Here is a 21722-nt window from a genome sequence, read left to right as displayed (position 1 = left end):
CCGCGGACAAGGACAAGGAAAATGAGCAAACAACTTCAAGACGCATACATCGTCGCAGCGACCCGCACCCCGATCGGCAAGGCGCCACGCGGCTTCTTCAACAAGACCCGCCCGGACGACCTGCTGGTGCACGCGATCCGCGGCGCCATGGCCGCCGTGCCGAACCTGGACCCGGCCCTGATCGTCGACGCCATCGTCGGCTGCTCGTTCCCGGAAGCGGAGCAGGGCTTCAACGTGGCGCGTAACGCCGTGGTGCTGGCAGGCCTGCCGAACACCGTGGGCGGCGTCACCGTCAACCGCTACTGCGCCTCGGGCATCACCGCCCTGGCCATGGCGGCCGACCGCATCCGCGTGGGCGAAGCCGACGTGATGATCGCCGGCGGCGTCGAATCGATGTCGATGGTGCCGATGATGGGCCACCATCCGTCGATCAACATGGAAACCTTCAAGGATGAAAATGTCGGTCTGGCCTACGGCATGGGCCTGACCGCCGAGAAGGTGGCCGAGCAGTGGAAAGTGTCGCGCGAAGACCAGGACGCCTTCGGCCTGGAATCGCACCGCCGCGCCATCGCCGCCCAGCAGGCCGGCTACTTCAAGGACGAGATTACTCCGGTCGAAATCATCACCCGCACGCCGAACCTGGCGACCGGTGAAATCACCGTCAAGCGCCGCACCGTCGACCTGGACGAAGGCCCTCGCGCCGACGCCAGCCCGGAAGGCATGGCCAAGCTGAAGCCGGTGTTCGCCGCCAAGGGTTCGGTCACCGCCGCGACCTCGTCGCAGATGTCGGACGGCGCCGGTGCGCTGATCGTCGTCAGCGAGAAGATCCTGCGCGAGCACAACCTGACCCCGCTGGCCAAGTTCTCGTCGTTCGCCGTGCGCGGCGTGCCGCCGGAAATCATGGGCATCGGCCCGAAGGTCGCCATCCCTGCGGCCCTGGCCGCCGCCGGCATCACCCAGGACCAGCTGGACTGGATCGAGCTGAACGAAGCCTTCGCCGCCCAGGCGCTGGCCGTGATCCGCGACCTCGGCCTGGACACGTCGAAAGTGAACCCGATGGGCGGCGCGATCGCCCTGGGCCACCCGCTGGGCGCAACCGGTGCGATCCGCGCCGCGACCGTCGTGCACGCACTGCGCCGCAATAACCTGAAGTACGGCATGGTGACGATGTGCGTCGGCGCCGGCATGGGCGCAGCCGGTATCATCGAGCGCGTTTAATCATCAAGTAAGCAATGACCGCGTGGGCGGGAGAACCGTTTGCCCTTGTAGGGTGGGCGGGTCTCCCGCCCACGCGTCCAACCAGCCCAAGAATATCCGGAGACCCTGAAACATGGACATGCTGATCACCAAGGCCGCCGGCCTGCTGACCATCGAATTCAACCGCCTCGAGCGCAAGAACGCCATCACCGCCGCGATGTACCAATCGATGGCCGACGCCCTGGTCGAGGCCGAGCAGGACAGCGCCGTGCGCGCCATCCTCATCGCCGGCAAGCCGGAGATTTTCACCGCCGGTAACGACCTCGACGACTTCATGAAGAACTCGGCCCCGGTCCCCGGCGTGCCTGCCGAAAACCGCCCGGTGTTCCAGTTCATGCGCGCGCTGCATGGCTCGACCAAGCCGGTGATCGCCGCCGTCGCCGGCGCCGCCATCGGCATCGGCACCACCATGTTGATGCACTGCGACCTGGTGTATTGCGCCGACAACGCCAAGTTCTCGGTACCCTTCACCCAGCTCGGCCTGTGCCCGGAATTCGGTTCCTCGCTGCTGCTGCCGCAACTGGCCGGCTACCCGCGCGCGGCAGAGAAGCTGCTGCTGGGCGACGCCTTCGGCGCCCAGGAAGCCTTCGAGATGGGCCTGATCACCCGCGTGCTGCCGGCCGCCGAACTGCGCGTTTTTGCAGAACAGCAGGCCGCCAAGCTGGTGGCACTGCCGGCCGCCTCGATCCGCACCACCAAGGCGCTGATGAAGCGTCCCCGCATCGATGCGATCCAGGGCGCGATCGCCGCCGAGAACGAGCGCTTCGCCGCCATGCTGCTGGCGCCGGAAGCGAAGGAAGCCTTCACGGCCTTCTTCGAGAAGCGCAAGCCGGACTTCAGCAAGTTCGACTGATCGGCTAGGAAAGCTTGCGCACCTTGGTGTCATCAGGCAGGAGGACGTCGCCGTCCTTGTTCCGTGGCACCATCCTTTGCACCGGCTTGCCGGTTTTCGTCTCGATCAGTTCCGAATGGGGCTCGCCCGGCGAAAACAGCTGCCCTTCACCCCACTGGCGCAGTGCCAGCACAACCGGGAACAGGTTTTTCCCAGCCTCTGTCAGGACATATTCCTGGTAAGCGCCACCCTCCCTGGTGGGGCGGGCAAGGAGGATGCCCGCTTCAACCAGTCGCCGCAATCTGTCGGAAAGAATATTGCGTGCCACCCCCAGGCTACGCTGGAAATCACTGAACCGATGGATTCCATCGAAGGCATCGCGCACGATGAGCAGCGACCATCGGTCGCCGATCACGCTGATTGACCGCGCCACCGGGCAAGGTTCATCGCTGAGGGGTGCTGATTTTGCCATCGACATGCCATCGCTCCAGGTAGTGTGGTTGCATTTTAAAACCACATCGCCTATTCTCCAACTGGTTTTGTTTTGAAACCAGTTAAGGAGAGTCCCATGCAAGCATCCAGCCCCGCCGGAAGACGTCCCGCAATGTCGCGGGGTGCCATGGCCTTATTTGCTGTTTCTGCAGGAATGAGCGTGGCAAACGTGTACTACGCCCAACCACTACTCGACAGCCTGGCACGCGACTTCTCGATTTCACACGCTGCCATCGGCGGCGTCGTTACGGCCACCCAGATTGGATGCGCACTGGCGCTGCTGCTACTGGTACCCCTGGGAGACCTCGTCCAGCGCCGCCAGCTGATGCTGATACAGGCAGTCATGCTTGCCTTGGCACTGATCGGCGTTTCCGTCGCGCAGTCATCGGCGATGCTCCTGGCGGCCATGTTCGTGACAGGTTTGCTCGGAACGGCGATGACCCAAGGCTTGATCGCCTACGCTGCCAGTGCGGCGGACGATGACGAGCGTGGAAGGGTAGTGGGTGCCACGCAAGGGGGCGTCTTCCTGGGCCTCCTTCTGGCGCGCGTGCTGGCGGGCGGCATCAGCGATATCTCGGGTTGGCGCGGCGTCTATGTCTGTTCTTCGGCAGCGATGCTGATGCTCACGGCCTTGATGTGGCGAGCACTGCCGCCAATCGTCAACACCTCGTCCGGCATGACTTACCGAGACCTGCTTGTTTCCATGTTCGTGCTTTTGGGTAAGCATCGAATACTTCAGGTGCGCGGCATCCTTGCCTTGCTGATGTTCGCGGCATTCAACGTGTTTTGGAGCGCTTTGGTGCTTCCTCTCAGCGCGCCGCCATTCAACTATTCGCACACCGTCATCGGCGCCTTCGGCCTGGTGGGGGCCTTGGGTGCTCTGGCGGCGACCTATGCAGGTCAATTGACTGATCGCGGCCTTGAGCGCACAAGCAGCCTGGCAGCACTATTGCTCCTGACCCTGGCATGGCTGCCGCTGTCACTGATGAATAGTTCGCTGTGGGCCCTGGTCATCGGTATCGTGCTGCTCGACTTGGGCGGGCAGGCAATTCACGTCACGAACCAGGGAATGATTTTCCGCGGGAGCCGTGGCGACCACAGCCGTCTCGTCGGCGCATACATGCTTTTCTACGCAGCCGGAAGCGGTGCAGGAGCCATCGGAACAACGATGGCCTATGCGTACGCCGGGTGGACCGGCGTGTGCGTTCTCGGTGCCGCCATCAGCTTTCTCGCCCTGCTGTTCTGGGTGCTGACGTATCGCCTGGTACCGCAGGGCGTCGCGCGGCCTTAACGCTGCTCGACCAGCCGGTCGCCCACATACACCCGATAGCGCCTGATCCTGCCCGTCACGGTATCCGGACCCTGGCGCGGCGTGTAGCGCAGGCCGGTGATGTCGACCGGCGCGCCGAGGTCGATGATCAGCCGTGCCGGCCCTGATGCAGGATGCCCGTCGCTGTAGGCCGTATGCCAGTAATCGCTGGCCTGGCCGTTGATGGCGTTCAGGGCGCTGCCGTCTTCCTTGCGCGCTTCCTCGCTGCTGGCGTAGGCGATCGTCCAGGTCGACTGGTTCATCGGCTTTCCATTGGCGCCGAGCAGGGCGAGTTCGGCCACGGCAGCATGCGGCTGACCGTCGAACGTATCGACCACCTCGAGACAAAGCTGGCGCCCGCGTGCCGGCTGTTCGAACTTGACGTCCTGGGTGGCCGCACCACCGGCAAACTGCCCGGCGTGCACCGGCTCCAGGCCGGTCAGGCGCGGCCGTGCAGTGCTGACCGGACGCGCAAGGTCGCGCTCAGGATGCAGTTCGTCGAGGATGGGCGTGGTGCGCCCCGCGATGCGGCTGGCGCGCGGGCCCGTGAGGTCGAGCACGATGACTTCATTGCGTCCGGCCTTGATCCAGGGACCCGGCAGGTACATGGTCTGGGTCGGACCGATGCTCCAGTAACGGCCCAGGCAGCGGCCATTGATCCAGACGATGCCCTGGCCCCAGCTGGACATGTCGAGGAAGGTGTCGGCCCGCTCTTTCGCCTCGAACCTGCCGCGCCAGAAGGCCGGGCCGTCGGCTCGCTCGGCCTGCCAGCGCTGCGGCGGCAAGTCGCCGTCGGCGCCAAAGTCGATGGCGCGGATTTCCCAGCCCTTGAGTTCTTCGGCACTGCCGTCCCTGGTGCGGAACATCACCGGGCCGTGCATGCCCTTGCGGTCGTGGACCTCGATGCCGAAATTGACGCGCGCGATCGTGTACAGCAGGATTTCCACTTTGGTCGGCTGCGTGCGCGCCGGCAGGTCGACGCTGAAGCGGCGCTGCCGCGTATCCATCGTGCCCGCCAGCTTTCCTCCGGCGTAGACCCAGGCCAGGTCGCGCGCGTTCGCGGCTTCCAGCTTGCCCGCCGGGCCGGGCGGCAAGGTGATGTTGTAGGCGACCAGGCCGCGGCTGATATCGTACTGTTCGATGTTGCGCGGCGATGCATCCTTGATGACCGCTTTCGGCATGTTCGCGAACACAGGTGCGGTCTCGCTCAGTGCGAAAGCAGGGATCGCCATCACCGGCAGGTGGGCCGGCGCTGCAGGCAGGGTCTCGCCGGGTGCCAGGTGCCGGCTCAGGCATTCGCGATAGGTAGAGAATTTCTCGCCCAGCCATCCGGCCTCGCTGATCGGCGCATCGTAGTCGTAGCTCGTCGTATCGGGACGGAAGGGGCGGTCGCAGCCGCCCCACAGACCAAAAGTGGTGCCGCCGTGCGCCATGTACAGGCTGAACGAACCGTTTGCCTTCAGCATGGTGTCGATATCCCGGATGGCGCGGGCATTGTCGCCGCGCTTGTGCGGCGTGCCCCAGGTGTCGAACCAGCCGGAATAATATTCGCCACACATCAGGGGGCCTTGCTGCACGGCGGCCAGCGCCTTGAAACCGCGTTCCGGATCGCTGCCGAAATTCGCGACCGAGAGCAGTTCCGGGATATGGGTCTTGGCCACCGCATTGGTCGGGTTGCACTGGAATAGCGGGACATCGAAGTGGGCATCCAGCAAGGCCTGGCGCATCACGCGCATGTAGTCGCGGTCTTCGCCGAAGAAGCCGTACTCGTTCTCGACCTGCACCATCAGGATCGGGCCGCCCTGCGTCACCTGCATCGGCGCCAGCACCCGGCCGACTTCCCGCAGCCAGCGCCGCGCCGGTTCCACGAAAGCCGGGGCGCTGGTCCGCAGGAAGCTGTCGCCCGGCTGTTTCAGCAGCCACCAGGGCAAGCCACCCATTTCCCATTCCGCGCAGGCGTAAGGACCGGGACGCAGGATGACCCACAGGCCTTCCGCCTGCGCCAGCCGGCAGAATTCGGCGGCGTCGCGCTGCCCGTCCCAGCGGTACTGGCCTTCGCGCCACTCATGGTAGTTCCAGAACAGGTAGGCGCAGACCGTATTCAGGCCCATGGCCTTGATCGCCTTCAGGCGATGCCCCCAGTATTCGCGCGGCACGCGGGCGAAGTGCATCTCGCCGCAGCGGATCTGCAGGGGCTTCCCGTCGAGCAGGAAATCCTTGTCGCCGATGGCGAAGCGGGGCGCCGCGGCCGCGGCCAGCGGCACATTCAGTGCCAGGGCCGTTCCGGCGGCGGCGCCGAGGAAGCTGCGGCGCGAAGGATGAAGGGGCATGGCGGTTCCTGATCGAGAGGCTGGTGCCCTTCATGGTAGAGGAAGTCCGCATGCCGCAGCAGGGGCTTCTGCACAATGATCAACAGCTTGATTCCGGACGCGGTGATTTGCATAGTAAGGTAGCCGGATTCGCTTGGAGAGATCATGAGAAGGAACCGCAGGATCCGGGGTCTGGCGCTGCCCCTCTTGCTGTGCGCATGCGCGGGGCCGATGAAGCAGCAGGGCGTGCGCATCACCGAAGTGGCGGACGGCTGGGCGGCCAACTCGGTCAATGCCGTGGTGTTCCGCAAGAACTCGCTCGTCACGCATGAGGGTAGCCAGTACATCGCCTTCTACGACGCCACCGGCAGGGTGGTGCTGGGCAAGCGCCGCGCGGGCGACGCGCACTGGCAGCTGGCGCCCACCCAGTACCTGGGCAATGCCAGGGACGCGCACAACAGCATCAGCATCATGGTCGACGGCGCCGGCACCCTGCACGTGGCCTGGGACCACCACAATGGTCCCTTGCGCTACGCCCGCGGCACGGCGCCCGGCGCGCTGGCCCTCGGCCCGCAAGAGGCGATGACCGGGCGCAACGAGAAGTCCGTGTCCTACCCGGAGTTCTACCGCACGCCGCAGGGCAGCCTGCTGTTCCTCTACCGCGACGGCGGCTCCGGCCGCGGCAACCTGGTGCTGAATCGCTACCACCCGGCCAGCCGGACCTGGGAGCGGCTGCAGGACAATCTGCTGAGCGGGGAAGGGCGGCGCAACGCCTACTGGCAGGCTGTCGCCGACGGGGCGGGCACGCTGCACCTGTCCTGGGTGTGGCGCGAATCGCCCGACGTCGCCAGCAACCACGACCTGGCCTATGCCCGCTCGCGCGACGGCGGACGGACCTGGGAGCGCAGCAACGGGGAGCGCTACCGCCTGCCGATCACGGCCGGCAGTGCCGAAATCGCGGCGCATATTCCGCAAAAGAGTGAACTGATCAACCAGACCGCCATGGCGGCCGACCGCGACGGCAATCCCGTCATCGCCAGCTATTGGCGCGAGGCCGGCGACGCCGTCCCGCAATACCGAGTGCTGCACCACGATGGCCAAGCCTGGCAGTCGCACAATCTCGCCTTCCGGCGCGCGCCATTCTCCCTGTCGGGCCTGGGGACCAAGGCGATCCCGATCTCCCGTCCGCAAATCCTGGTCGATGGCGCCGGCGCGGCCTGGGTGCTGTTCCGCGATGAGGAGCGGGGTAACAAGGTCTCGGTGGCCTGCACGGCCGACTTGCGCCGTGGCGGCTGGCAGCTGCTCGACCTCGACCAGCGCGCCATGGGGGCCTGGGAACCGAGCTTCGATACCGAATTGTGGCGCACCTCGCGCCGACTCAACCTCTACCTGCAAACCGTCCACCAGGCCGATGCCGAAGGCGTCCTGCCTACAGCGCCCACCAGGGTCGGCGTACTGGAGTGGACTCCCACCTGTCCAGGCACACCATGAAGACCTACCTCACTGCCGTTATGGTCGCATCCAGCTTCCTGCTCGGCGGCTGTGCGACGCCATCCGGCATCGGCGTCAAGCGCAGCGAAGCGATCGCCGTGATCGACAAGGTCAACAGCTACTGGCAGGCGAAGACGCCGGCGAAGCAGTGGGCGTTCTGGGACGTCGCGGCCTACCACACCGGGAACATCGAAGCCTACCGCGTCACCGGCAACGAAGGCTATCGGCGCTATTCCGAGGAGTGGGCCGAGCATAATGCATGGAAGGGCGCGACCTCGAACAACAAGGCGGCCTGGAAGTACAACTACGGCGAGACCCCCGAGCACGTGCTGTTCGGCGACTGGCAGATCTGCTTCCAGACCTATGCCGACCTCTATCGGCTGGACAAGGACCCGCGCAAGATCGCCCGCGCCCGCGAGGTCATGGAATACCAGATGAGCACCCCCAACAAGGATTACTGGTGGTGGGCCGATGGCCTCTACATGGTCATGCCGGTCATGACCAAGATGTACAGGATTACCGGCGATCGCCAGTACCTGGAGAAGCTGCATGAATACTACGAGTACGCGAACGGCATCATGTACGACGCCGAGGAACAGCTGTACTACCGCGACGCCAAGTACGTCTACCCGAAGCACAAGTCCAGTAGCGGCAAGAAGGACTTCTGGGCACGCGGCGATGGCTGGGTGTTCGCGGGGCTGGCCAAGGTGCTGGCCGAGCTGCCGCAGGACGATCCGTACCGCGCACAGTATGTCCAGCGCTTCCAGGCGATGGCGGCAGCCCTGATACGCCATCAGCAGCCCGAGGGGTACTGGACCCGCAGCATGCTCGACCCGGCGCACGCACCGGGACCGGAGACCAGCGGCACCGCCTTCTTCACCTATGGGCTGCTGTGGGGGATCAATCACGGCCTGCTGCCGCGCGCCGAGTATCTGCCGGCGGCGCAGCGCGGCTGGCGCTACCTGAGCACTGTCGCGCTGCAGGCGGACGGCAAGGTCGGCTACGTCCAGCCGATCGGCGAGCGCGCGATTCCGGGGCAGGTCGTCAACCAGAACTCGACGGCGCCGTTCGGCGTCGGCGCCGTCCTGCTGGCCGCGGCGGAGATGGCGCGCCTGGCCGACCAGTAACAAAGAAGACAATATGGAACGACGACACTTCATGCGCGCCCTGGCCGCCGCCCCGGCCGTACCCGGCATGCTCGCTGCAGACCAGGCTGTCGGTGCAGCACCGGCGGGAGCCGAGCATGCCTACCTGCTGCGCCTGCTGCAACGGATGGCCGAGCCGGTCCTGAGCCTGATGTCGAAAGGCGAACTGAAAAAGAAGTTCCCGCTCGAACTGAGCCCCACCTGGGACGGGCGCGACCGCTCGGTGGCCTATCTCGAGTGCTTCGGCCGTCTGATGTCGGGCATCGCTCCGTGGCTGGCCCTGCCGCTGGACGACACGCCGGAAGGCCGCTTGCGCAAGCGCCTGCAGCAGATGGCGCTGCAAAGCTATACCCACGCGGTCGATCCGCACAGCCCGGATTACCTGAAATGGCGCGGGGAAGGCCAGGCCCTGGTCGATTCCGCCTATTTCACGAATGCCCTCCTGCGCGCACCCAAGGTGCTGTGGGAGCCGCTCGACGCCGCGACCAAGGCGCGCATCATTGCGGAAATCAAGGGCCTGCGCCGGGTCGATCCCCCGTACACCAACTGGCTGCTGTTCGCCGCGATGAACGAAGCCTGGCTGCTGTCGATCGGCGAAGAGTCCGACCCGATGCGCATGAACGGGGCGATCCGCAAGATCAACGAGTGGTACATCGGCGACGGCTGGATCAAGGACGGCAAGGATTTCCACTTCGATTACTACAACTCCTACGTCATGTACCCGATGCTCGTGGAAGTGCTCGAGGTACTGGCGGCAAAGAGGGGGCCGTTCTGGCAGGCCAAGCCGCAGGAACTGCTGGCACAGGCCATCAGACGCGCGCAGCGCTATGGCGAGCACCTGGAGCGCTTCATCGGCCCCGACGGCAGCTATCCGCCGATAGGCCGCTCGCTCACCTACCGCACGGCCGCCTTCCAGCCGCTGGCGCTGCTGGCCTGGCGCAAAGCCTTGCCGGCCTCGCTGCCGGAAGGGCAGGTGCGCGCCGCCCTGCACGCGGTGCACCAGGCGATCTGGGATGTGCCGGGTAACTTCACGGCGGACGGCTTCCTGACCATCGGTTTCCGCGGCCACCAGCCCGAACTGGGAGACTGGTACTCGAACAACGGCAGCATGTATATCGCATCCAGCAGCCTGCTGGCCCTTGGGTTGCCTGCCACCGACTCGTTCTGGACCGCGCCCGCTCAGGACTGGACTCAGAAGAAGGCGTTCAGCGGCCGCAGCTTCCCCAAAGACTATCCGGTGACGTATTGAACAAGGGTGCGGCGGCCGCCGCACCCTTGCCTGCTTACTGCACGCCGACCAGCATCGTTCCGGTTCCGCTCACGACGCTCCCTTGATTGTTGGCCGCCAGGTTGTCGTAGTCGAGCACTTCCGCTTTCGTGACCGGATCGACGTGCGAAATCCGGATGCCGAAGCGGTGCCTGCCGCCGCCTGATCCGGCGCTTGCCGCCAGCGTGAAGCGATAGCTGCCCTTGCCGTTGACGGTGCCGGTGCCGCGGTAGTCGACCTGCGCGCCATTCAGGGACAGCGACTCGATCCGGCTGCTGCGGAAGGCCAGGTTCCCCACGTTGAAGGCGACCGCCGCATGCCCCGTTCCTTTCGCGTCGGAGGCGAACGAGAAGGCGGCGAGCGAGCTGCGGGCCGTGCCAAGCCTGTATGCGGCCGCAGGCGACAGGAAGGCTCCTTCACCCACGATGCCGGCCCCCGATCCGCATACCACCACCGTGCGCTTGACGCTCGTGCGCTTGCCGCCGCTATCCGTGACCGTCAGCTGCACCGTGTAGTTACCGGCCTTGCGGTAGGCATGCTGCCCGCTCGCGTTGCCGCTGCCGTTCTTGCTGCTGACCGTTCCCGCCGAGGCGCTGCCGTCACCCCAGTCCCAGTGGGCCTTGTGGGTGTCGCGCAGGTCCGCATCCCTGAACGCGGCGTAGAAGGAAAGCAGGGCGTTCACGCGCGGGGTGCCCGTGATCTTGATCGGCGCAACGACGGGAGCTTCGTGGTAGCCGCTGCCGCGCGGCACCAGCAGGACCAGGCCGGTGTTCCCGGCGGCGACGATCGACCCGTTGTCCGAGATCGCGACCGCCTGGCCCAGCTCGAGGTCGGACGGCGCGTTCGCGATGCGGGTATTCAGGTCGACGAAGCCTTCCGCGCGCGTCCACACATAGGCGCGGCCGTTGAAGCTCCCGACCACCTGGCCGCGCTTGTTCAGGTCCGCGGTATTGGTGGCGTCGGCCTCGGCGGTCCCGAACACGATGGGACCGGTCTCGCGGCTCCAGACGAAGCCGCGTGAGTTGCCGGGCGAATAGAGGTTGCCGATCACGAGGCCTTTTTCGTTGATCTGCTCGGCGCTGGGCACGTTCGCCGCCGTCACCCCCAGGTCGATGATGCCGGTCTGAGGAGACCACAGGAAGGCCCGGTCGGCGAAGGTCGGATCGAGGCCGCCGTTGCCGACGATCTGGCCGGCATTGTTGATGTCCCAGGCAGCCGAGAAGGGCGTGGCGAAGGGTGTCAGCACCAGCGGCGTCGTGGCCGGCCAGCGCACCGCGTTCTGGCCGATGCCGCCTTCGACGGACTCGGAGCCGCCGACGACCGTCCCGGCGTCGTTCAGCGCAAAGCCGTTGGAGCTCATGTTGAGCGAGCCCAGGTCCACCATGCTGGTCGCCGGCGCCCAGCGGAATGCGTGGAAGCGGCCGGGCGGGAACAGGGCGGTCCCCGTCACCCATCCCTTGTTGTTGATGTCAGCGCCCGTCGATATCCCCGCCCCCGGGGGCGCCAGGTCGATCATGCCCGTGGACCGGCTCCAGCGGAAGGCATGGCTGACATCCTCGGTACGGGTCGAGGATGTCCCCGTGACCTGGCCGGCATCGTTGATCGCCGTGACGGCCGTGGCAGGGCCGCCGAGTGTTCCGATATCCGTGATCACCCTGCCGTCATAGAATTTTCCCCGGGCCACGCCGCCGATGAACTCGGTGAAGGCGACCTGGCCTGCGGCGTTGATGTCCGCAAAGAACGAGCTCGGTGACAGTGGAATCAGCCTGTAGGTGGTGGCGGCCGGCGCGGTGGCGGAGGCGTGGGCGCCCGAAGCCAGCGCCAGAGCTGCCGTTGCCGCCACGGCGAGAAGTGGCCGCAGCAGCCTGCCGGAAACGACGCCGCACTGAACGGTGTTTGAATGCATTTGTTCCTCCTGATCAGTTTGTGCGCTCCGTCAACATGCCACGCGGGAATAGGTGGTAGACCGCGCACTCGGTCCAGCTTAGGGACTGTGGGTAGGAAGGCTTCTGCTTCAGCGCAAAGGCCCAGCGGCTGGCGACGCGTTGCGGCCGCGCATAGTAGACTGGCAGGGCTTTCCACCTTGCCTTGCCCCATGTCCACACCACCTTCCGCCGCATCGTCCACCGCATCTCCTACCCCTCCCGCGCATGCCGGCACGGTGATGCAGATCCTGTTCTCGGTCGCCTTCGTCCACCTGCTGAACGATTGCGTGCAGGCCGTGCTGCCCGCCATTTATCCGCTGCTCAAGCAGGAATTCGCGCTCAGCTTCACCCAGATCGGCCTGATCACGCTGACCTTCCAGTGCACCGCCTCGCTGCTGCAGCCCTGGATCGGCCTCTACACCGACAAGCGCCCGATCCCTTTCCTGCTGCCGGCCGGGATGTGCGTCACGCTGCTCGGCGTCGCGCTGCTGGCCAGCGCCGGCAGCTTCGCCATGCTGCTGCTCGCCGCGGGCCTGATCGGCATCGGCTCCTCGACCTTCCACCCGGAAGCCTCGCGCGTCGCGCGGCTGGCCTCGGGCGGGCGCTTCGGCTTCGCCCAGTCGCTGTTCCAGGTAGGCGGCAACCTCGGCTCGGCCTTCGGGCCGCTGCTGGCGGCGGCCATCATCGTCGGCAGCGGACAGGGCAGGATCGCCTGGCTGATGCTGCTGGTGCTGCTGGCGGTCGCGGTGCTGTTCAAGGTCAGCCGCTGGTATGCGGGCCACCTGCGCAGCGTGACGCGCAAGCTGGCCGTTCATGCCGGACCGGAACTGTCGCGCGGACGCGTGCTGTGGGCGCTCACGGTGCTGGCCCTGCTGGTGTTCTCGAAGTACATCTACATGTCCAGCCTGTCGAGCTACTACACCTTTTACCTGATCGAGAAGTTCCATGTGACGGTGGAGTCGGCGCAGATGTACCTGTTCCTGTTCCTGGCGGCCGTCGCGGCGGGCACCTTCGCGGGCGGACCGATCGGCGACCGCATCGGCCGCAAGCGCGTGATCTGGTTCTCGATCCTGGGCGCCGCGCCCTTCGCGCTGGCGCTGCCCTACGCGGACCTGTTCTGGACCGCCGTGCTGTCGGTGGTGATCGGGCTGGTGATGTCCTCGGCCTTTTCGGCCATCGTCGTGTTCGCGCAGGAGCTCGTGCCCAACAACGTGGGCATGATCGCCGGGCTGTTCTTCGGGCTGATGTTCGGCATCAGCGGCATCGGTGCGGCCGCGATGGGCGCGATCGCCGACACGACCGGCATCGAGTACGTGTACCGGATCGCGTCCTACTTACCGCTGCTGGGGATTCTGGCGGTGCTGCTGCCGCGGACCGGGACGGCGCGCCGCTAGCCTGCCTATAATGGCCGGGCAAACCCCACCGACCGAACCAGCCATGTCCGCCATCACGATCCGTCCCGCCACGCTCGATGACGCAGCCGCCATCTGCGCCATCTACAATCCTTACGTCGCCACGACCACCATCAGCTTCGAGGAAGCGCCGGTGCTTGCCCCCGACATGGCGCAGCGCATCGCCGACGTGGGGGCGGCAGGCCTGCCCTGGCTGGTCGCGGAATTGGGCGGGCAACTGGTCGGCTATGCCTACGCCACCAAATGGCGCGCGCGTCCAGCCTATCGTACTTCGGTGGAAATCTCGGTCTACGTGGATGGGGCAGCGGCCGGCCGCGGGACCGGCACGGCCCTGTACCGCGCGCTGCTCGATGCGCTGCGAACCCGCGAGGTCCACATGGTGATCGGCGGGATCGCCCAGCCGAACGAACGCAGTGTCGCGCTGCATGAGCGTCTGGGCTTTCGCAAGGTGGCCCACTTCAGCGAAGTGGGACGCAAGTTCGGGCGCTGGGTCGACGTCGCTTACTGGGAACTGCGTCTGCAGGACTAAGGGCTGTTACAGCGTGCCGATCATCGCCTTGAGCTGCGCAAGCCGTTCTGGCCGGACGCAGTAGCACACCCGCTGAACGTCGGACGAGCCTTCGATCAGCCCTGCCTCCTTGAGGATCGAGACATGCTTCGAGATGGTCGATGGCGCCAGCGGCAGCACGTCGGCCAGGCTGCCGAAGTAGCAGTCGCCGTGGCTGATGAGGTGGCGCAGAAGCTGCAGCCGCGCGGGATGGCCGATGGCCTTGCATAGGGCGGCAAGGTCATCGATGTCGATATCGGCCGGCGGTGTCGTCGCCGGGCCGCAGCAGGAAGTGGTCATGCTTGCTTTCGATCTGGTTGAGCTGCGAGGATGTCAGGTGTCGCGATGTGCTGCGCACCCGCCGCCGCGGGCTTGACCGCCGACAGGTAGAGTAGCAGCGAGGCCAGAGCGCAGCCGAACAGCACCAGCGGCAGCAGCACTTTCCCGGATGCGCCCGACAGGATCGCCGCCGCGATCAGCGGACCGGCCGCCTTCGACAGCAGCGAGGGCACCGCCAGCGCGCCGCTGATGGCGCCGTAGTGGCGCGGCCCGAACAGCGCGCGCGGCAGGGTGCCGCGGATGATCGTCAGCACGCCGTTGCTCATCCCGTACAGCATGCAGAACAGCGCCACCGCCCAGCCCCGCGTGCCCAGCAGCGCCAGCGCCAGCAGGCCGAAGGGCAGGGTCGCGAACACGAAACGTCCCACCGCCTGCGGCGCCTTGTCGCGCGCCAGCGTGCGCTCGCCGATGCGGCCGGCCACCTGCATCGGTCCCACCAGGGAGGCCAGCAGGACGGCGGTGGCGGCGCTGTGGCCGAGCGACTGCAGCAGCGGGATCAGGTGCACCGCCAGCGCGGAAAAGATGAACACGTTGGCGGAGAAGGCCAGCGCCAGCTTCCAGAATGCCGGGTGGCGTACCGCCTCGCCCAGCGTGTGGCTGTCGCGCGGCGCGTTGACGCAGGCGGGCGGACGCGGCGCATCGCGTCCCACCCACAGGTGCAGGGGCAGGCACACGGCCAGCTGCAGCGCCGCATAGGCGAGGTAGGTGTCGCGCCAGCCCAGCTGCGAGGCGACGGCCAGGGTCATCGGCCAGAAGATGGTGCTGGCAAAACCCGCGAACAGGGTCAGGTTCGAAATGGCGCGCGGCGCGCCGACCTCGATCTTGCGGTTGATGGTCGCAAAGGCGGCCTCGTACAGGGTCAGCGCCATCGCCAGGCCGATGACGGTCCAGGCGCCGAAGTAGGCGGCCGCCGTGGTACAGCGTGCCATCCAGGCCAGGCCGAGGGCGCTGGCGACGGAGCCGGCCGCCATCACGTAACGCCCGCCGTGCCGGTCGACCAGGGCGCCCACCGGCGTCGCCGCGACGCCGGCCACCAGCAGACTCCAGGAGAAAGCGCCGAAGGCGGTTTCGGTGGAGATGCCGAGCTCGCGCTGGATCGCCGGCGCGAGGACGGCGAAGGCGTAGTACAGCGATCCCCACGATGCGATCTGGGTGAAGGCGAGGATGCCGATGGTCTTGCGGGCGGGCGACAAAATATTCTCCTGGAGCGAACGGCGACGCTCAGCAGCAGGTGGCGTCGGCAGCCTTTACTGTACAGCAGGCCGGCGCCTTCTGCTGGTAGACCCTGCGAGTATTGCAGACCCCCGTTTCCGGCAGGTCGAGCTGGACGTCGTCCGCCGACTCCAGGTCGCCCGCGAGCGCCGCCACGACCGAGCGCACCTGCTCGTAGCCGGTGGCCAGCAGGAAGTTCGGCGCCCGGCCATAGCTCTTTGCGCCCACCGCGTAGTAGCCGGTCTCGGGATGGGCCAGCTCGCGGTGGCCGTGCGGACGCACGCTGCCGCAGCTGTGTTCGTTCGGATCGATCAGCGGGGCCAGCGCATCGGTGCTCTCCAGCCACGGGTCGAGGCGCACGCGCAGCTCGCGCGTCAGCGCCAGGTCGGGCCGGGCGCCCGTGGCGCAGACGATTTCGTCGATCCCGTCGATGGTATGGCCGACCGCGTCGATCACCAGGATGCGGCCGTCCATCTCCTTCAGACTCACGATCGGGAACTCCTGGCGCAGCTCGAGCTCTCCGTTGTCGCGCAAGGCTTGCAGGCGCTGTCCCAGGCGGCCGCGCGCCGGCAATCCATCTGCATCGCCGCCGCCGAACACGCGCGCCAGCTGGCTGCCGCGGGTGGCCCAGACGAGCTGGGTGCCGGGATGATCGGTGGCCAGCTGCGCCAGCGCCAGCAGGGTGCCGGCGGCGGAGTGACCGGCGCCGACGACCAGCACGCGCTTGCCCGCATAGCGCGCCAGCTGGCTGCCCAGCACGTCCGGCATGCCGTAGGCGATGCGCGCGGCCAGCGCCGCTTCGCCGATCGCCGGGATGCCGTTTGCGCCCAGCGGATTCGGCTGCGACCAGGTGCCGGTGGCGTCGATCACGGCGCGCGCCAGGTATTCGCGCGGACCGTCCGGCGTGTCGGCGCGGATGAGGAAGGGCGCCTCGCTGCGGCCGCGGGTCTTGACCTTGTCGGTGCCCTCGCGCGAGATGGCCGTGACGCGGTGGCGCAGGCGCAGGGCGCCAGCCAGGGCGGGGAGGGCAGCCAGCGGCTCCAGGTACTGGGCGAGCAGTTCACCGGCGCTCGGCAGCGCCTCAAGCGTCGGCATGCGCCAGCCCGCGCCCTCCAGCAGCCGGCGGGCGGCCTTGTCGACGTTGTACTGCCATGGCGAGAACAGCTGCACGTGGCGGAAGCTGGCAAGGTTCGCGCCCACGCCGGCGCCGGCTTCCAGCACCAGGGGCGTCATGCCGCGTTCGAGCAGGTGGGCAGCGGCGGCAAGGCCGACGGGACCGGCGCCAAGCACGGCGACGGGAAGGGTGGCAGCGATCTGGTTCATGGCGGTTCTCCTCGTAATGGTCTCGGTAAGTTATTCGTCATTCGTCGTTTGACGAATAAAGAATAAAACGCTTGTCATCGTTCTGTCAAATTATTTCGATAGGATTCGAAGCGTGACGCTTGCCGCTAACGGGTGGAAAAGAATGGAAATTTTCAAGGACGCCGACATGGACACCAGGACCGCGATTGCAGCACTTGCGGCATTGGCGCAGGAATCGCGACTCGCCACCTTTCGCCTGCTGGTGCGGGCTGGCCCCGCCGGCATGGCGGCCAGCCAGATCGCGGCGGCGCTCGGCATGCCGGCCTCTTCCCTGTCTTTCCACCTGAAAGAACTGAGCCATGCCGGTTTGACCGGGTCGCGCCAGGCAGGGCGTTTCCTGATCTACTCCGCGCGCTTCGATGTTATGACTGGTTTGGTCGGCTTTCTCACCGAGAACTGCTGTAAGGCCGATACCGGGGAATGCGTCATGCAACCGGTTCGTGCCGGAGCCGGCAGGGAGGTGAAGGCAAACTGCAAGGAGCGCTAATCCCGGCGCCTGAGCGCTCAGTGACCGGTGCAGACTTGCGCTCATGTCATCAAGCTGTCAAAAAAATTCGATATATTTGGAATTGTCGTAAGAGACTTACTCAATCGGAGCCCGCGATGACTGCGCATGCCACTTTCAATGTACTTTTTCTTTGCACGGGAAACACCTCGCGCAGCATCATCGCCGAAGCCATCCTGAATGCAATCGGCGGCGGCCGCTTCCATGCCTTCAGTGCGGGGAGTCACCCGGCGGGCACCGTCCACCCGATGGCGATCGAGGCGATCGCACGCCTGCGATTCCCGCTGGGTGAGCCGCGCAGCAAGAGCTGGGACGAGTTCAGCGGCGCCGGCGCTCCCCATATGCACTTCGTGATCACCGTATGCGACAAGGCGGCCGGCGAAGCATGTCCGCGCTGGCCGGGACATCCCATCACGGCCCACTGGAGCTTCGAGGATCCCGCGGCTTGTATGGGCAGCGAGGAAGAGCGACGCAAGGTATTCGCCAGGGTCAGCCGCGAATTGAAGAGCCGCCTCGACATCTTCGCCATGTTGCCGTTCGAGAAGCTGTCGCGCATGGCGATTGAGGAGGAGCTGGGCACGCTCGCACGGTCCGAAGCCGGTCCTGCGAACCCCCTGTCATGAGGCGCCGCGCATGAGGAACCAGGTTTATCGCGTGCTCTTTCTTTGTACCGGCAATTCGGCACGTAGCATCATGTCGGAAGCCTTGCTGGCGGTGCTGGGGAGGGGGCGCTTCATCGCGTATTCCGCGGGAAGCCGGCCGGCCGGTAACGTGAATCCCCTTGCGATCGAACAGATCAGGCGCTTCGATCCCGCATTCCCGGTCGCCGGGCTGCACAGCAAGGGCTGGGCGGATTTCGCGCAGCCGGCGTCCCCGCACATGGACTTCATCATCACCGTGTGCGATAGCGCGGCCGGCGAAGCATGTCCGCACTGGCCGGGGCGGCCGACCACTGCCCACTGGGGCTATCCCGACCCGGCCCAAGCCGGTGGCGGGGAGCGCGCCAGGCAGGAGGCCTTCGAACAGGTCTTCAGGCAAATCCGCAAGCGGGTAGAGCAATTCATCGCATTGCCGCTGGACTGGCTGGAAGACGATACGGTCCGGCGCGAAGCGGTACGGGCGATCGCAGCAAGGAAGCCTTGATGGCGCCAGGCGCGCCCGGTGCGCTATAATTAATTCCAATATTGTGGAAATATCGAATATAAGGATGGATGACATGGACACCAAACCGGCAATCGCCGCCTTGGCCGCGCTGGCTCAAGAGTCGCGGCTGGCCACATTTCGCCTGCTGGTGCAGTCGGGTCCGGAAGGCCTGCCTGCGACCAGGATCGCTGAGGCGCTGGACGTACCGCCTTCATCGCTGTCCTTCCACCTCAAGGAGCTCACGCATGCCGGTCTGGTTGTTCCACGCCAGGCCGGACGTTTCATCATCTATTCGGCGAATTTCGACACGATGAATGCCTTGTTGGGCTTCCTCACCGAGAACTGCTGTGGCGGCAATCCATGCACGCCGCTTCCAACAGCCGCCTGCACCAGCACAACCAATTGATCCCTCACCATTTTCGAAAGGCCTGACGTGAACGTATTGTTCCTTTGCACCGGTAACTCCTGCCGCTCGCTCATCAGCGAAGCGGTCTTCAACCATCTCGCGCCCGCAGGCTGGAAGGCGATCAGTGCCGGCAGCCAGCCCACCGGCCGCCTGAACGCGCGCGCCTTGCAACTGCTGGCCGAGAAGGGCATCCCGACCGAGGGCTATTACAGCAAGTCCTGGGATGACCTGCCGGACACGCCGGACATCGTCGTCACCGTCTGCGCCAGCGCCGCCGGCGAAACCTGCCCGGCCTACCTCGGCCCCGTGCTGCGTACCCATTGGGGCGTGGAAGACCCGAGCCACGTCGACGGCACGCAAGAAGAAATCGCCGAGGCCTTCGAGCGCGCCTATGCAATCCTGCGCGCCCGCATCGAAGCCTTCCTGGCCTTGCCCCTCGACGCGCTGAAGAACGACAAGGCCCGCCTGAAGGCGGAGCTGGACCGCATCGGGACCCTGCTGCCATGACATTTGCCAGACGAATAGTCGCCGAGGGACTCGGCACGGCGCTCCTGCTGGCCGTGGTCGTGGGGTCGGGCATCATGGCCGAACGGCTGGCGGGCGGCAATGTGGCCATCGCCCTGTTGGCCAATGCGATCGCGACCGGCGCCGGCCTCATCGCCCTGATCCTGATGTTCGGAACCATCTCGGGCGCGCACTTCAATCCGGTCGTCACCCTGTCGGAGGCATGGCAGAAAAACATGCCGGCCGCCGAGGTCATCCCCTACATCGCCGTGCAGATCGCCGGCGCCTTCGCGGGCGTGGCTGCCGCGCACCTGATGTTCGATGTCCCCGTGTTCTTCGCGTCGGAGCATGTGCGCACCGGCGCCGCACAATGGTGGAGCGAATTCGTGGCCACCTTCGGCCTCATCGCCGTCATCATCGGCTGTTCGCGCAGCCGGCCGGGCGTCACGCCGTTCGCGGTCGCGGCCTACATCACGGCAGCCTACTGGTTCACCTCGTCCACCTCGTTCGCCAACCCCGCGGTGACCCTGGCGCGCAGCGCCACCGATACCTTCGCCGGCATCCGTCCCGAGGATGCATTCGGCTTCATCGTGGCCCAGCTGCTGGGTGCCGCTGCCGCGACACCGCTGTTCTGCTGGCTGTATCCGGCGGCACACCGCGAGGCGACAGTGGCCGGCACGGTAGCGCAGAGCGATTTCGCCGGCGCGGAACGAACCCGGGAGATCAAGCATGGCTGAGCTGCCCAACATCAAGCCCGAGCTGCTCGACATGCCGACGCTCGGGAAGCTGGCACCGGTCGGCGACATGCATCACCCGCCGCGCATCCTGATGCTGTACGGCTCGCTGCGCGAGCGCTCCTTCAGCCGCTTCCTCACCTTCGAGGCGGCGCGCATCCTCGAACACTTCGGCGCCGAAGTGAAGATCTTCGACCCGATGGAATTGCCGATGGCCGGCAGCGTGCCCGAGACCCACCCGAAGGTGGTCGAGCTGCGCGAACTGTCGCTGTGGTCGGAAGGGCAGGTGTGGTGCAGCCCCGAGCGCCATGGCGCGATCACGGCGGTGATGAAGAACCAGATCGACTGGATTCCGCTGGAGCAGGGCGCGCTGCGCCCGAGCCAGGGCCGCACGCTCGCCGTGATGCAGGTCTGCGGCGGCTCGCAATCCTTCAACGTGGTGAACACGATGCGGCTGCTGGGACGCTGGATGCGCATGTTCACGATCCCGAACCAGTCCTCGGTGCCGATGGCCTACAAGGAATTCGACGAGGCGGGCCGGATGCGCCCGTCGGCGTATTACGACCGCGTGGTGGACGTGATGGAAGAACTCTTCAAGATTACGCTCCTCATGCGCGGGCGCAGCGATTACCTGACCGACCGGTATAGTGAGCGCAGCGAGCGCGCACTGCGCAAGATCGACGCGCAGATCGCGCGCCTATAGGGGGCGAGGACAGTCCGGAAGGTTTGCTCGACATCGCCAACGAGTAAGCTTATTTGGCGGCGACCACGCTGCCGATACCCGACACCGACTTGTTCACCACGCGCGGGTTGCCGTAGTAGGTAAGGTCGCCCATGCCGCGCACGTTGGCGTTGAGCTTGTCCTTGGCGTAGATGCTCACCGAACCGATGCCTTCGAAGCTGACGTTGGCGTCCTGCGCGACCAGGCCCTTGGTGTCGACTTCGCCGACGCCCTGGGCGCGCAGGCGCAGGTCGCGCACTTCGCCGTCGATCACCAGGCGGCCGGCGCCGCGGTAGTTCACGTCCAGGCGCTCGCCACGGATATTGCTCAGACGCATCACACCGGCACCTTCTCCCTTGAAGGTCTGCAGCGCCGGCAGCGTGACGATCACGCGGTCGCTGTTTTGCAGGCTGTTGCGGGTGCTGTCCTTCATGTCGAGGCGCAGTTCGCCATCGACCACTTCGCTGGTCACGCGTTCGATGAAGCGCGGGTCGCCCTGCACCCTGAGCGAGAAGGATTTGCCGGCTTCCACCACCAGGCTCACCGGGCCGTGCACGGCGATACCCTTGAACGGCGTGACGCTACGGAGTTGCTCATCAGCATGAGCGCACATCGACGTGAGGGACAGGACGGCGGCAAGGATCAGGCGTTGCATGGTGGTCTCCGGTAAGTGGTATGAGACCATTGTAGGGAGACCGCACAGACCGGGTTGACGTTTGCGACGAACTGCAAAAATGCGAGGGTGGACGGTTGTGAATGCGGAATGTACCTACAACAGCGCCAGCGTCAATACGACTGTGTGCGCTGTTG

Annotated in this window: 22 protein-coding genes; 15 read left to right on the top strand and 7 right to left on the bottom strand. The window is 66.1% G+C overall.

The genetic code is table 11. The features are described 5' to 3' along the window. Positions 1-21: 21 nt before the first annotated feature. Together AC56LK_RS21470 and AC56LK_RS21465 are read left to right on the top strand one after the other, a co-directional pair. Entirely contained in the window at positions 22-1218 is a 1197-nt protein-coding gene (locus tag AC56LK_RS21470; protein ID WP_497186501.1) for an acetyl-CoA C-acyltransferase, read from the top strand. Between the two features lie 112 nt (positions 1219-1330). Then, positions 1331-2110, top strand: a complete 780-nt coding sequence (locus tag AC56LK_RS21465; protein WP_497186500.1) for an enoyl-CoA hydratase — start codon at positions 1331-1333, stop codon at positions 2108-2110. A gap of 4 nt (positions 2111-2114) precedes the next feature. On the opposite strand, the gene AC56LK_RS21460 is transcribed toward AC56LK_RS21465, so the two are convergent. Beyond that, positions 2115-2561, bottom strand: coding sequence for a winged helix-turn-helix transcriptional regulator (locus AC56LK_RS21460; RefSeq protein WP_497186522.1), 447 nt, complete (start codon positions 2559-2561; stop codon positions 2115-2117). Between the two features lie 96 nt (positions 2562-2657). Here AC56LK_RS21460 and AC56LK_RS21455 point away from each other — a divergent pair, with 96 nt between their 5' ends. Continuing rightward, the gene (locus AC56LK_RS21455; protein WP_497186499.1) at positions 2658-3872 is read left to right on the top strand and encodes an MFS transporter; all 1215 of its coding nucleotides are present in this window, start codon (positions 2658-2660) and stop codon (positions 3870-3872) included. Here AC56LK_RS21455 and AC56LK_RS21450 read toward each other — a convergent pair. Then, on the bottom strand, positions 3869-6220 hold the full coding sequence (locus AC56LK_RS21450) for a beta-galactosidase (protein WP_497186498.1): 2352 nt from the start codon (positions 6218-6220) through the stop codon (positions 3869-3871). The genes AC56LK_RS21455 and AC56LK_RS21450 overlap by 4 nt on opposite strands. Before the next feature lie 144 nt (positions 6221-6364). Between AC56LK_RS21450 and AC56LK_RS21445 the strand changes: the two genes are divergently transcribed. From AC56LK_RS21445 to AC56LK_RS21435, 3 genes are read left to right on the top strand one after another with little or no spacing between them, the layout of a single operon-like run. Then, a complete protein-coding gene (locus AC56LK_RS21445; protein ID WP_497186497.1) occupies positions 6365-7690 on the top strand; it encodes a BNR repeat-containing protein in 1326 nt (441 codons plus the stop codon). After that, complete coding sequence (locus tag AC56LK_RS21440) at positions 7687-8817, top strand: glycoside hydrolase family 88/105 protein (protein ID WP_497186496.1); 1131 nt, start codon at positions 7687-7689, stop codon at positions 8815-8817. Before AC56LK_RS21445 ends, AC56LK_RS21440 begins: the two co-directional genes overlap by 4 nt. A gap of 13 nt (positions 8818-8830) precedes the next feature. Continuing rightward, on the top strand, positions 8831-10084 hold the full coding sequence (locus AC56LK_RS21435) for a DUF2264 domain-containing protein (RefSeq protein WP_497186495.1): 1254 nt from the start codon (positions 8831-8833) through the stop codon (positions 10082-10084). Between the two features lie 34 nt (positions 10085-10118). Here the strand turns inward: AC56LK_RS21435 and AC56LK_RS21430 are convergent, their stop codons facing one another. Further along, positions 10119-12008: a PKD domain-containing protein gene (locus tag AC56LK_RS21430; RefSeq protein WP_497186494.1), complete on the bottom strand. Its 1890-nt coding sequence runs from the start codon at positions 12006-12008 to the stop codon at positions 10119-10121. 258 nt (positions 12009-12266) lie between these two features. On the opposite strand from AC56LK_RS21430, the gene AC56LK_RS21425 reads away from it, so the two are divergent. Then, positions 12267-13421 carry an MFS transporter gene (locus tag AC56LK_RS21425; RefSeq protein WP_497186521.1) on the top strand — a complete coding sequence of 385 codons (1155 nt, stop codon included), beginning with the start codon at positions 12267-12269 and terminating at the stop codon, positions 13419-13421. Positions 13422-13464: 43 nt separating this feature from the next. Further along, complete coding sequence (locus AC56LK_RS21420) at positions 13465-13968, top strand: arsinothricin resistance N-acetyltransferase ArsN1 family B (RefSeq protein WP_497186493.1); 504 nt, start codon at positions 13465-13467, stop codon at positions 13966-13968. A gap of 6 nt (positions 13969-13974) precedes the next feature. On the opposite strand, the gene AC56LK_RS21415 is transcribed toward AC56LK_RS21420, so the two are convergent. From AC56LK_RS21415 to AC56LK_RS21405, 3 genes are read right to left on the bottom strand one after another with little or no spacing between them, the layout of a single operon-like run. Then, entirely contained in the window at positions 13975-14286 is a 312-nt protein-coding gene (locus tag AC56LK_RS21415) for an ArsR/SmtB family transcription factor (RefSeq protein WP_497186492.1), read from the bottom strand. Continuing rightward, positions 14283-15518: an MFS transporter gene (locus AC56LK_RS21410; protein WP_497186491.1), complete on the bottom strand. Its 1236-nt coding sequence runs from the start codon at positions 15516-15518 to the stop codon at positions 14283-14285. The genes AC56LK_RS21415 and AC56LK_RS21410 overlap by 4 nt, the downstream gene beginning before the upstream one ends. 28 nt (positions 15519-15546) lie before the next feature. Next, complete coding sequence (locus AC56LK_RS21405) at positions 15547-16860, bottom strand: FAD-dependent oxidoreductase (protein WP_497186490.1); 1314 nt, start codon at positions 16858-16860, stop codon at positions 15547-15549. A 166-nt stretch (positions 16861-17026) separates the two neighbouring features. Between AC56LK_RS21405 and AC56LK_RS21400 the strand changes: the two genes are divergently transcribed. From AC56LK_RS21400 to arsH, 7 genes are all read left to right on the top strand, one after another. Next, positions 17027-17386 (top strand): ArsR/SmtB family transcription factor, encoded by a 360-nt coding sequence (locus AC56LK_RS21400; protein ID WP_497186520.1) that lies wholly within the window; start codon positions 17027-17029, stop codon positions 17384-17386. A gap of 116 nt (positions 17387-17502) precedes the next feature. Further along, the gene (locus tag AC56LK_RS21395) at positions 17503-18027 is read left to right on the top strand and encodes an arsenate reductase ArsC (protein WP_497186489.1); all 525 of its coding nucleotides are present in this window, start codon (positions 17503-17505) and stop codon (positions 18025-18027) included. Between the two features lie 10 nt (positions 18028-18037). Further along, entirely contained in the window at positions 18038-18547 is a 510-nt protein-coding gene (locus AC56LK_RS21390; RefSeq protein ID WP_497186488.1) for an arsenate reductase ArsC, read from the top strand. Between the two features lie 73 nt (positions 18548-18620). Continuing rightward, the gene (locus tag AC56LK_RS21385) at positions 18621-18953 is read left to right on the top strand and encodes an ArsR/SmtB family transcription factor (protein WP_497186487.1); all 333 of its coding nucleotides are present in this window, start codon (positions 18621-18623) and stop codon (positions 18951-18953) included. Positions 18954-18980: 27 nt separating this feature from the next. Next, positions 18981-19460 carry an arsenate reductase ArsC gene (locus AC56LK_RS21380; protein ID WP_497186486.1) on the top strand — a complete coding sequence of 160 codons (480 nt, stop codon included), beginning with the start codon at positions 18981-18983 and terminating at the stop codon, positions 19458-19460. Beyond that, entirely contained in the window at positions 19457-20194 is a 738-nt protein-coding gene (locus AC56LK_RS21375; RefSeq protein ID WP_497186485.1) for an aquaporin, read from the top strand. The genes AC56LK_RS21380 and AC56LK_RS21375 overlap by 4 nt, the downstream gene beginning before the upstream one ends. Further along, positions 20187-20894, top strand: a complete 708-nt coding sequence (gene arsH, locus AC56LK_RS21370) for an arsenical resistance protein ArsH (RefSeq protein ID WP_497186484.1) — start codon at positions 20187-20189, stop codon at positions 20892-20894. Before AC56LK_RS21375 ends, arsH begins: the two co-directional genes overlap by 8 nt. A gap of 49 nt (positions 20895-20943) precedes the next feature. Here the strand turns inward: arsH and AC56LK_RS21365 are convergent, their stop codons facing one another. Continuing rightward, positions 20944-21567 carry a head GIN domain-containing protein gene (locus AC56LK_RS21365; protein WP_497186483.1) on the bottom strand — a complete coding sequence of 208 codons (624 nt, stop codon included), beginning with the start codon at positions 21565-21567 and terminating at the stop codon, positions 20944-20946. Between the last annotated feature and the right edge of the window lie 155 nt (positions 21568-21722).

Source organism: Telluria sp. ZB4P36 (assembly GCF_059685865.1).
This window is presented reverse-complemented; position numbering and strand designations above follow the sequence as displayed.

Coding starts and splice junctions, on each gene's coding strand:
- AC56LK_RS21470 (WP_497186501.1), top strand. CDS start 22: ATGAGCAAACAACTTCAAGACGCATACATCGTCGCAGCGACCCGCACC.
- AC56LK_RS21465 (WP_497186500.1), top strand. CDS start 1,331: ATGGACATGCTGATCACCAAGGCCGCCGGCCTGCTGACCATCGAATTC.
- AC56LK_RS21460 (WP_497186522.1), bottom strand. CDS start 2,561: ATGGCAAAATCAGCACCCCTCAGCGATGAACCTTGCCCGGTGGCGCGG.
- AC56LK_RS21455 (WP_497186499.1), top strand. CDS start 2,658: ATGCAAGCATCCAGCCCCGCCGGAAGACGTCCCGCAATGTCGCGGGGT.
- AC56LK_RS21450 (WP_497186498.1), bottom strand. CDS start 6,220: ATGCCCCTTCATCCTTCGCGCCGCAGCTTCCTCGGCGCCGCCGCCGGA.
- AC56LK_RS21445 (WP_497186497.1), top strand. CDS start 6,365: ATGAGAAGGAACCGCAGGATCCGGGGTCTGGCGCTGCCCCTCTTGCTG.
- AC56LK_RS21440 (WP_497186496.1), top strand. CDS start 7,687: ATGAAGACCTACCTCACTGCCGTTATGGTCGCATCCAGCTTCCTGCTC.
- AC56LK_RS21435 (WP_497186495.1), top strand. CDS start 8,831: ATGGAACGACGACACTTCATGCGCGCCCTGGCCGCCGCCCCGGCCGTA.
- AC56LK_RS21430 (WP_497186494.1), bottom strand. CDS start 12,008: ATGCATTCAAACACCGTTCAGTGCGGCGTCGTTTCCGGCAGGCTGCTG.
- AC56LK_RS21425 (WP_497186521.1), top strand. CDS start 12,267: ATGCAGATCCTGTTCTCGGTCGCCTTCGTCCACCTGCTGAACGATTGC.
- AC56LK_RS21420 (WP_497186493.1), top strand. CDS start 13,465: ATGTCCGCCATCACGATCCGTCCCGCCACGCTCGATGACGCAGCCGCC.
- AC56LK_RS21415 (WP_497186492.1), bottom strand. CDS start 14,286: ATGACCACTTCCTGCTGCGGCCCGGCGACGACACCGCCGGCCGATATC.
- AC56LK_RS21405 (WP_497186490.1), bottom strand. CDS start 16,860: ATGAACCAGATCGCTGCCACCCTTCCCGTCGCCGTGCTTGGCGCCGGT.
- AC56LK_RS21400 (WP_497186520.1), top strand. CDS start 17,027: ATGGACACCAGGACCGCGATTGCAGCACTTGCGGCATTGGCGCAGGAA.
- AC56LK_RS21395 (WP_497186489.1), top strand. CDS start 17,503: ATGACTGCGCATGCCACTTTCAATGTACTTTTTCTTTGCACGGGAAAC.
- AC56LK_RS21390 (WP_497186488.1), top strand. CDS start 18,038: ATGAGGAACCAGGTTTATCGCGTGCTCTTTCTTTGTACCGGCAATTCG.
- AC56LK_RS21385 (WP_497186487.1), top strand. CDS start 18,621: ATGGACACCAAACCGGCAATCGCCGCCTTGGCCGCGCTGGCTCAAGAG.
- AC56LK_RS21375 (WP_497186485.1), top strand. CDS start 19,457: ATGACATTTGCCAGACGAATAGTCGCCGAGGGACTCGGCACGGCGCTC.
- arsH (WP_497186484.1), top strand. CDS start 20,187: ATGGCTGAGCTGCCCAACATCAAGCCCGAGCTGCTCGACATGCCGACG.
- AC56LK_RS21365 (WP_497186483.1), bottom strand. CDS start 21,567: ATGCAACGCCTGATCCTTGCCGCCGTCCTGTCCCTCACGTCGATGTGC.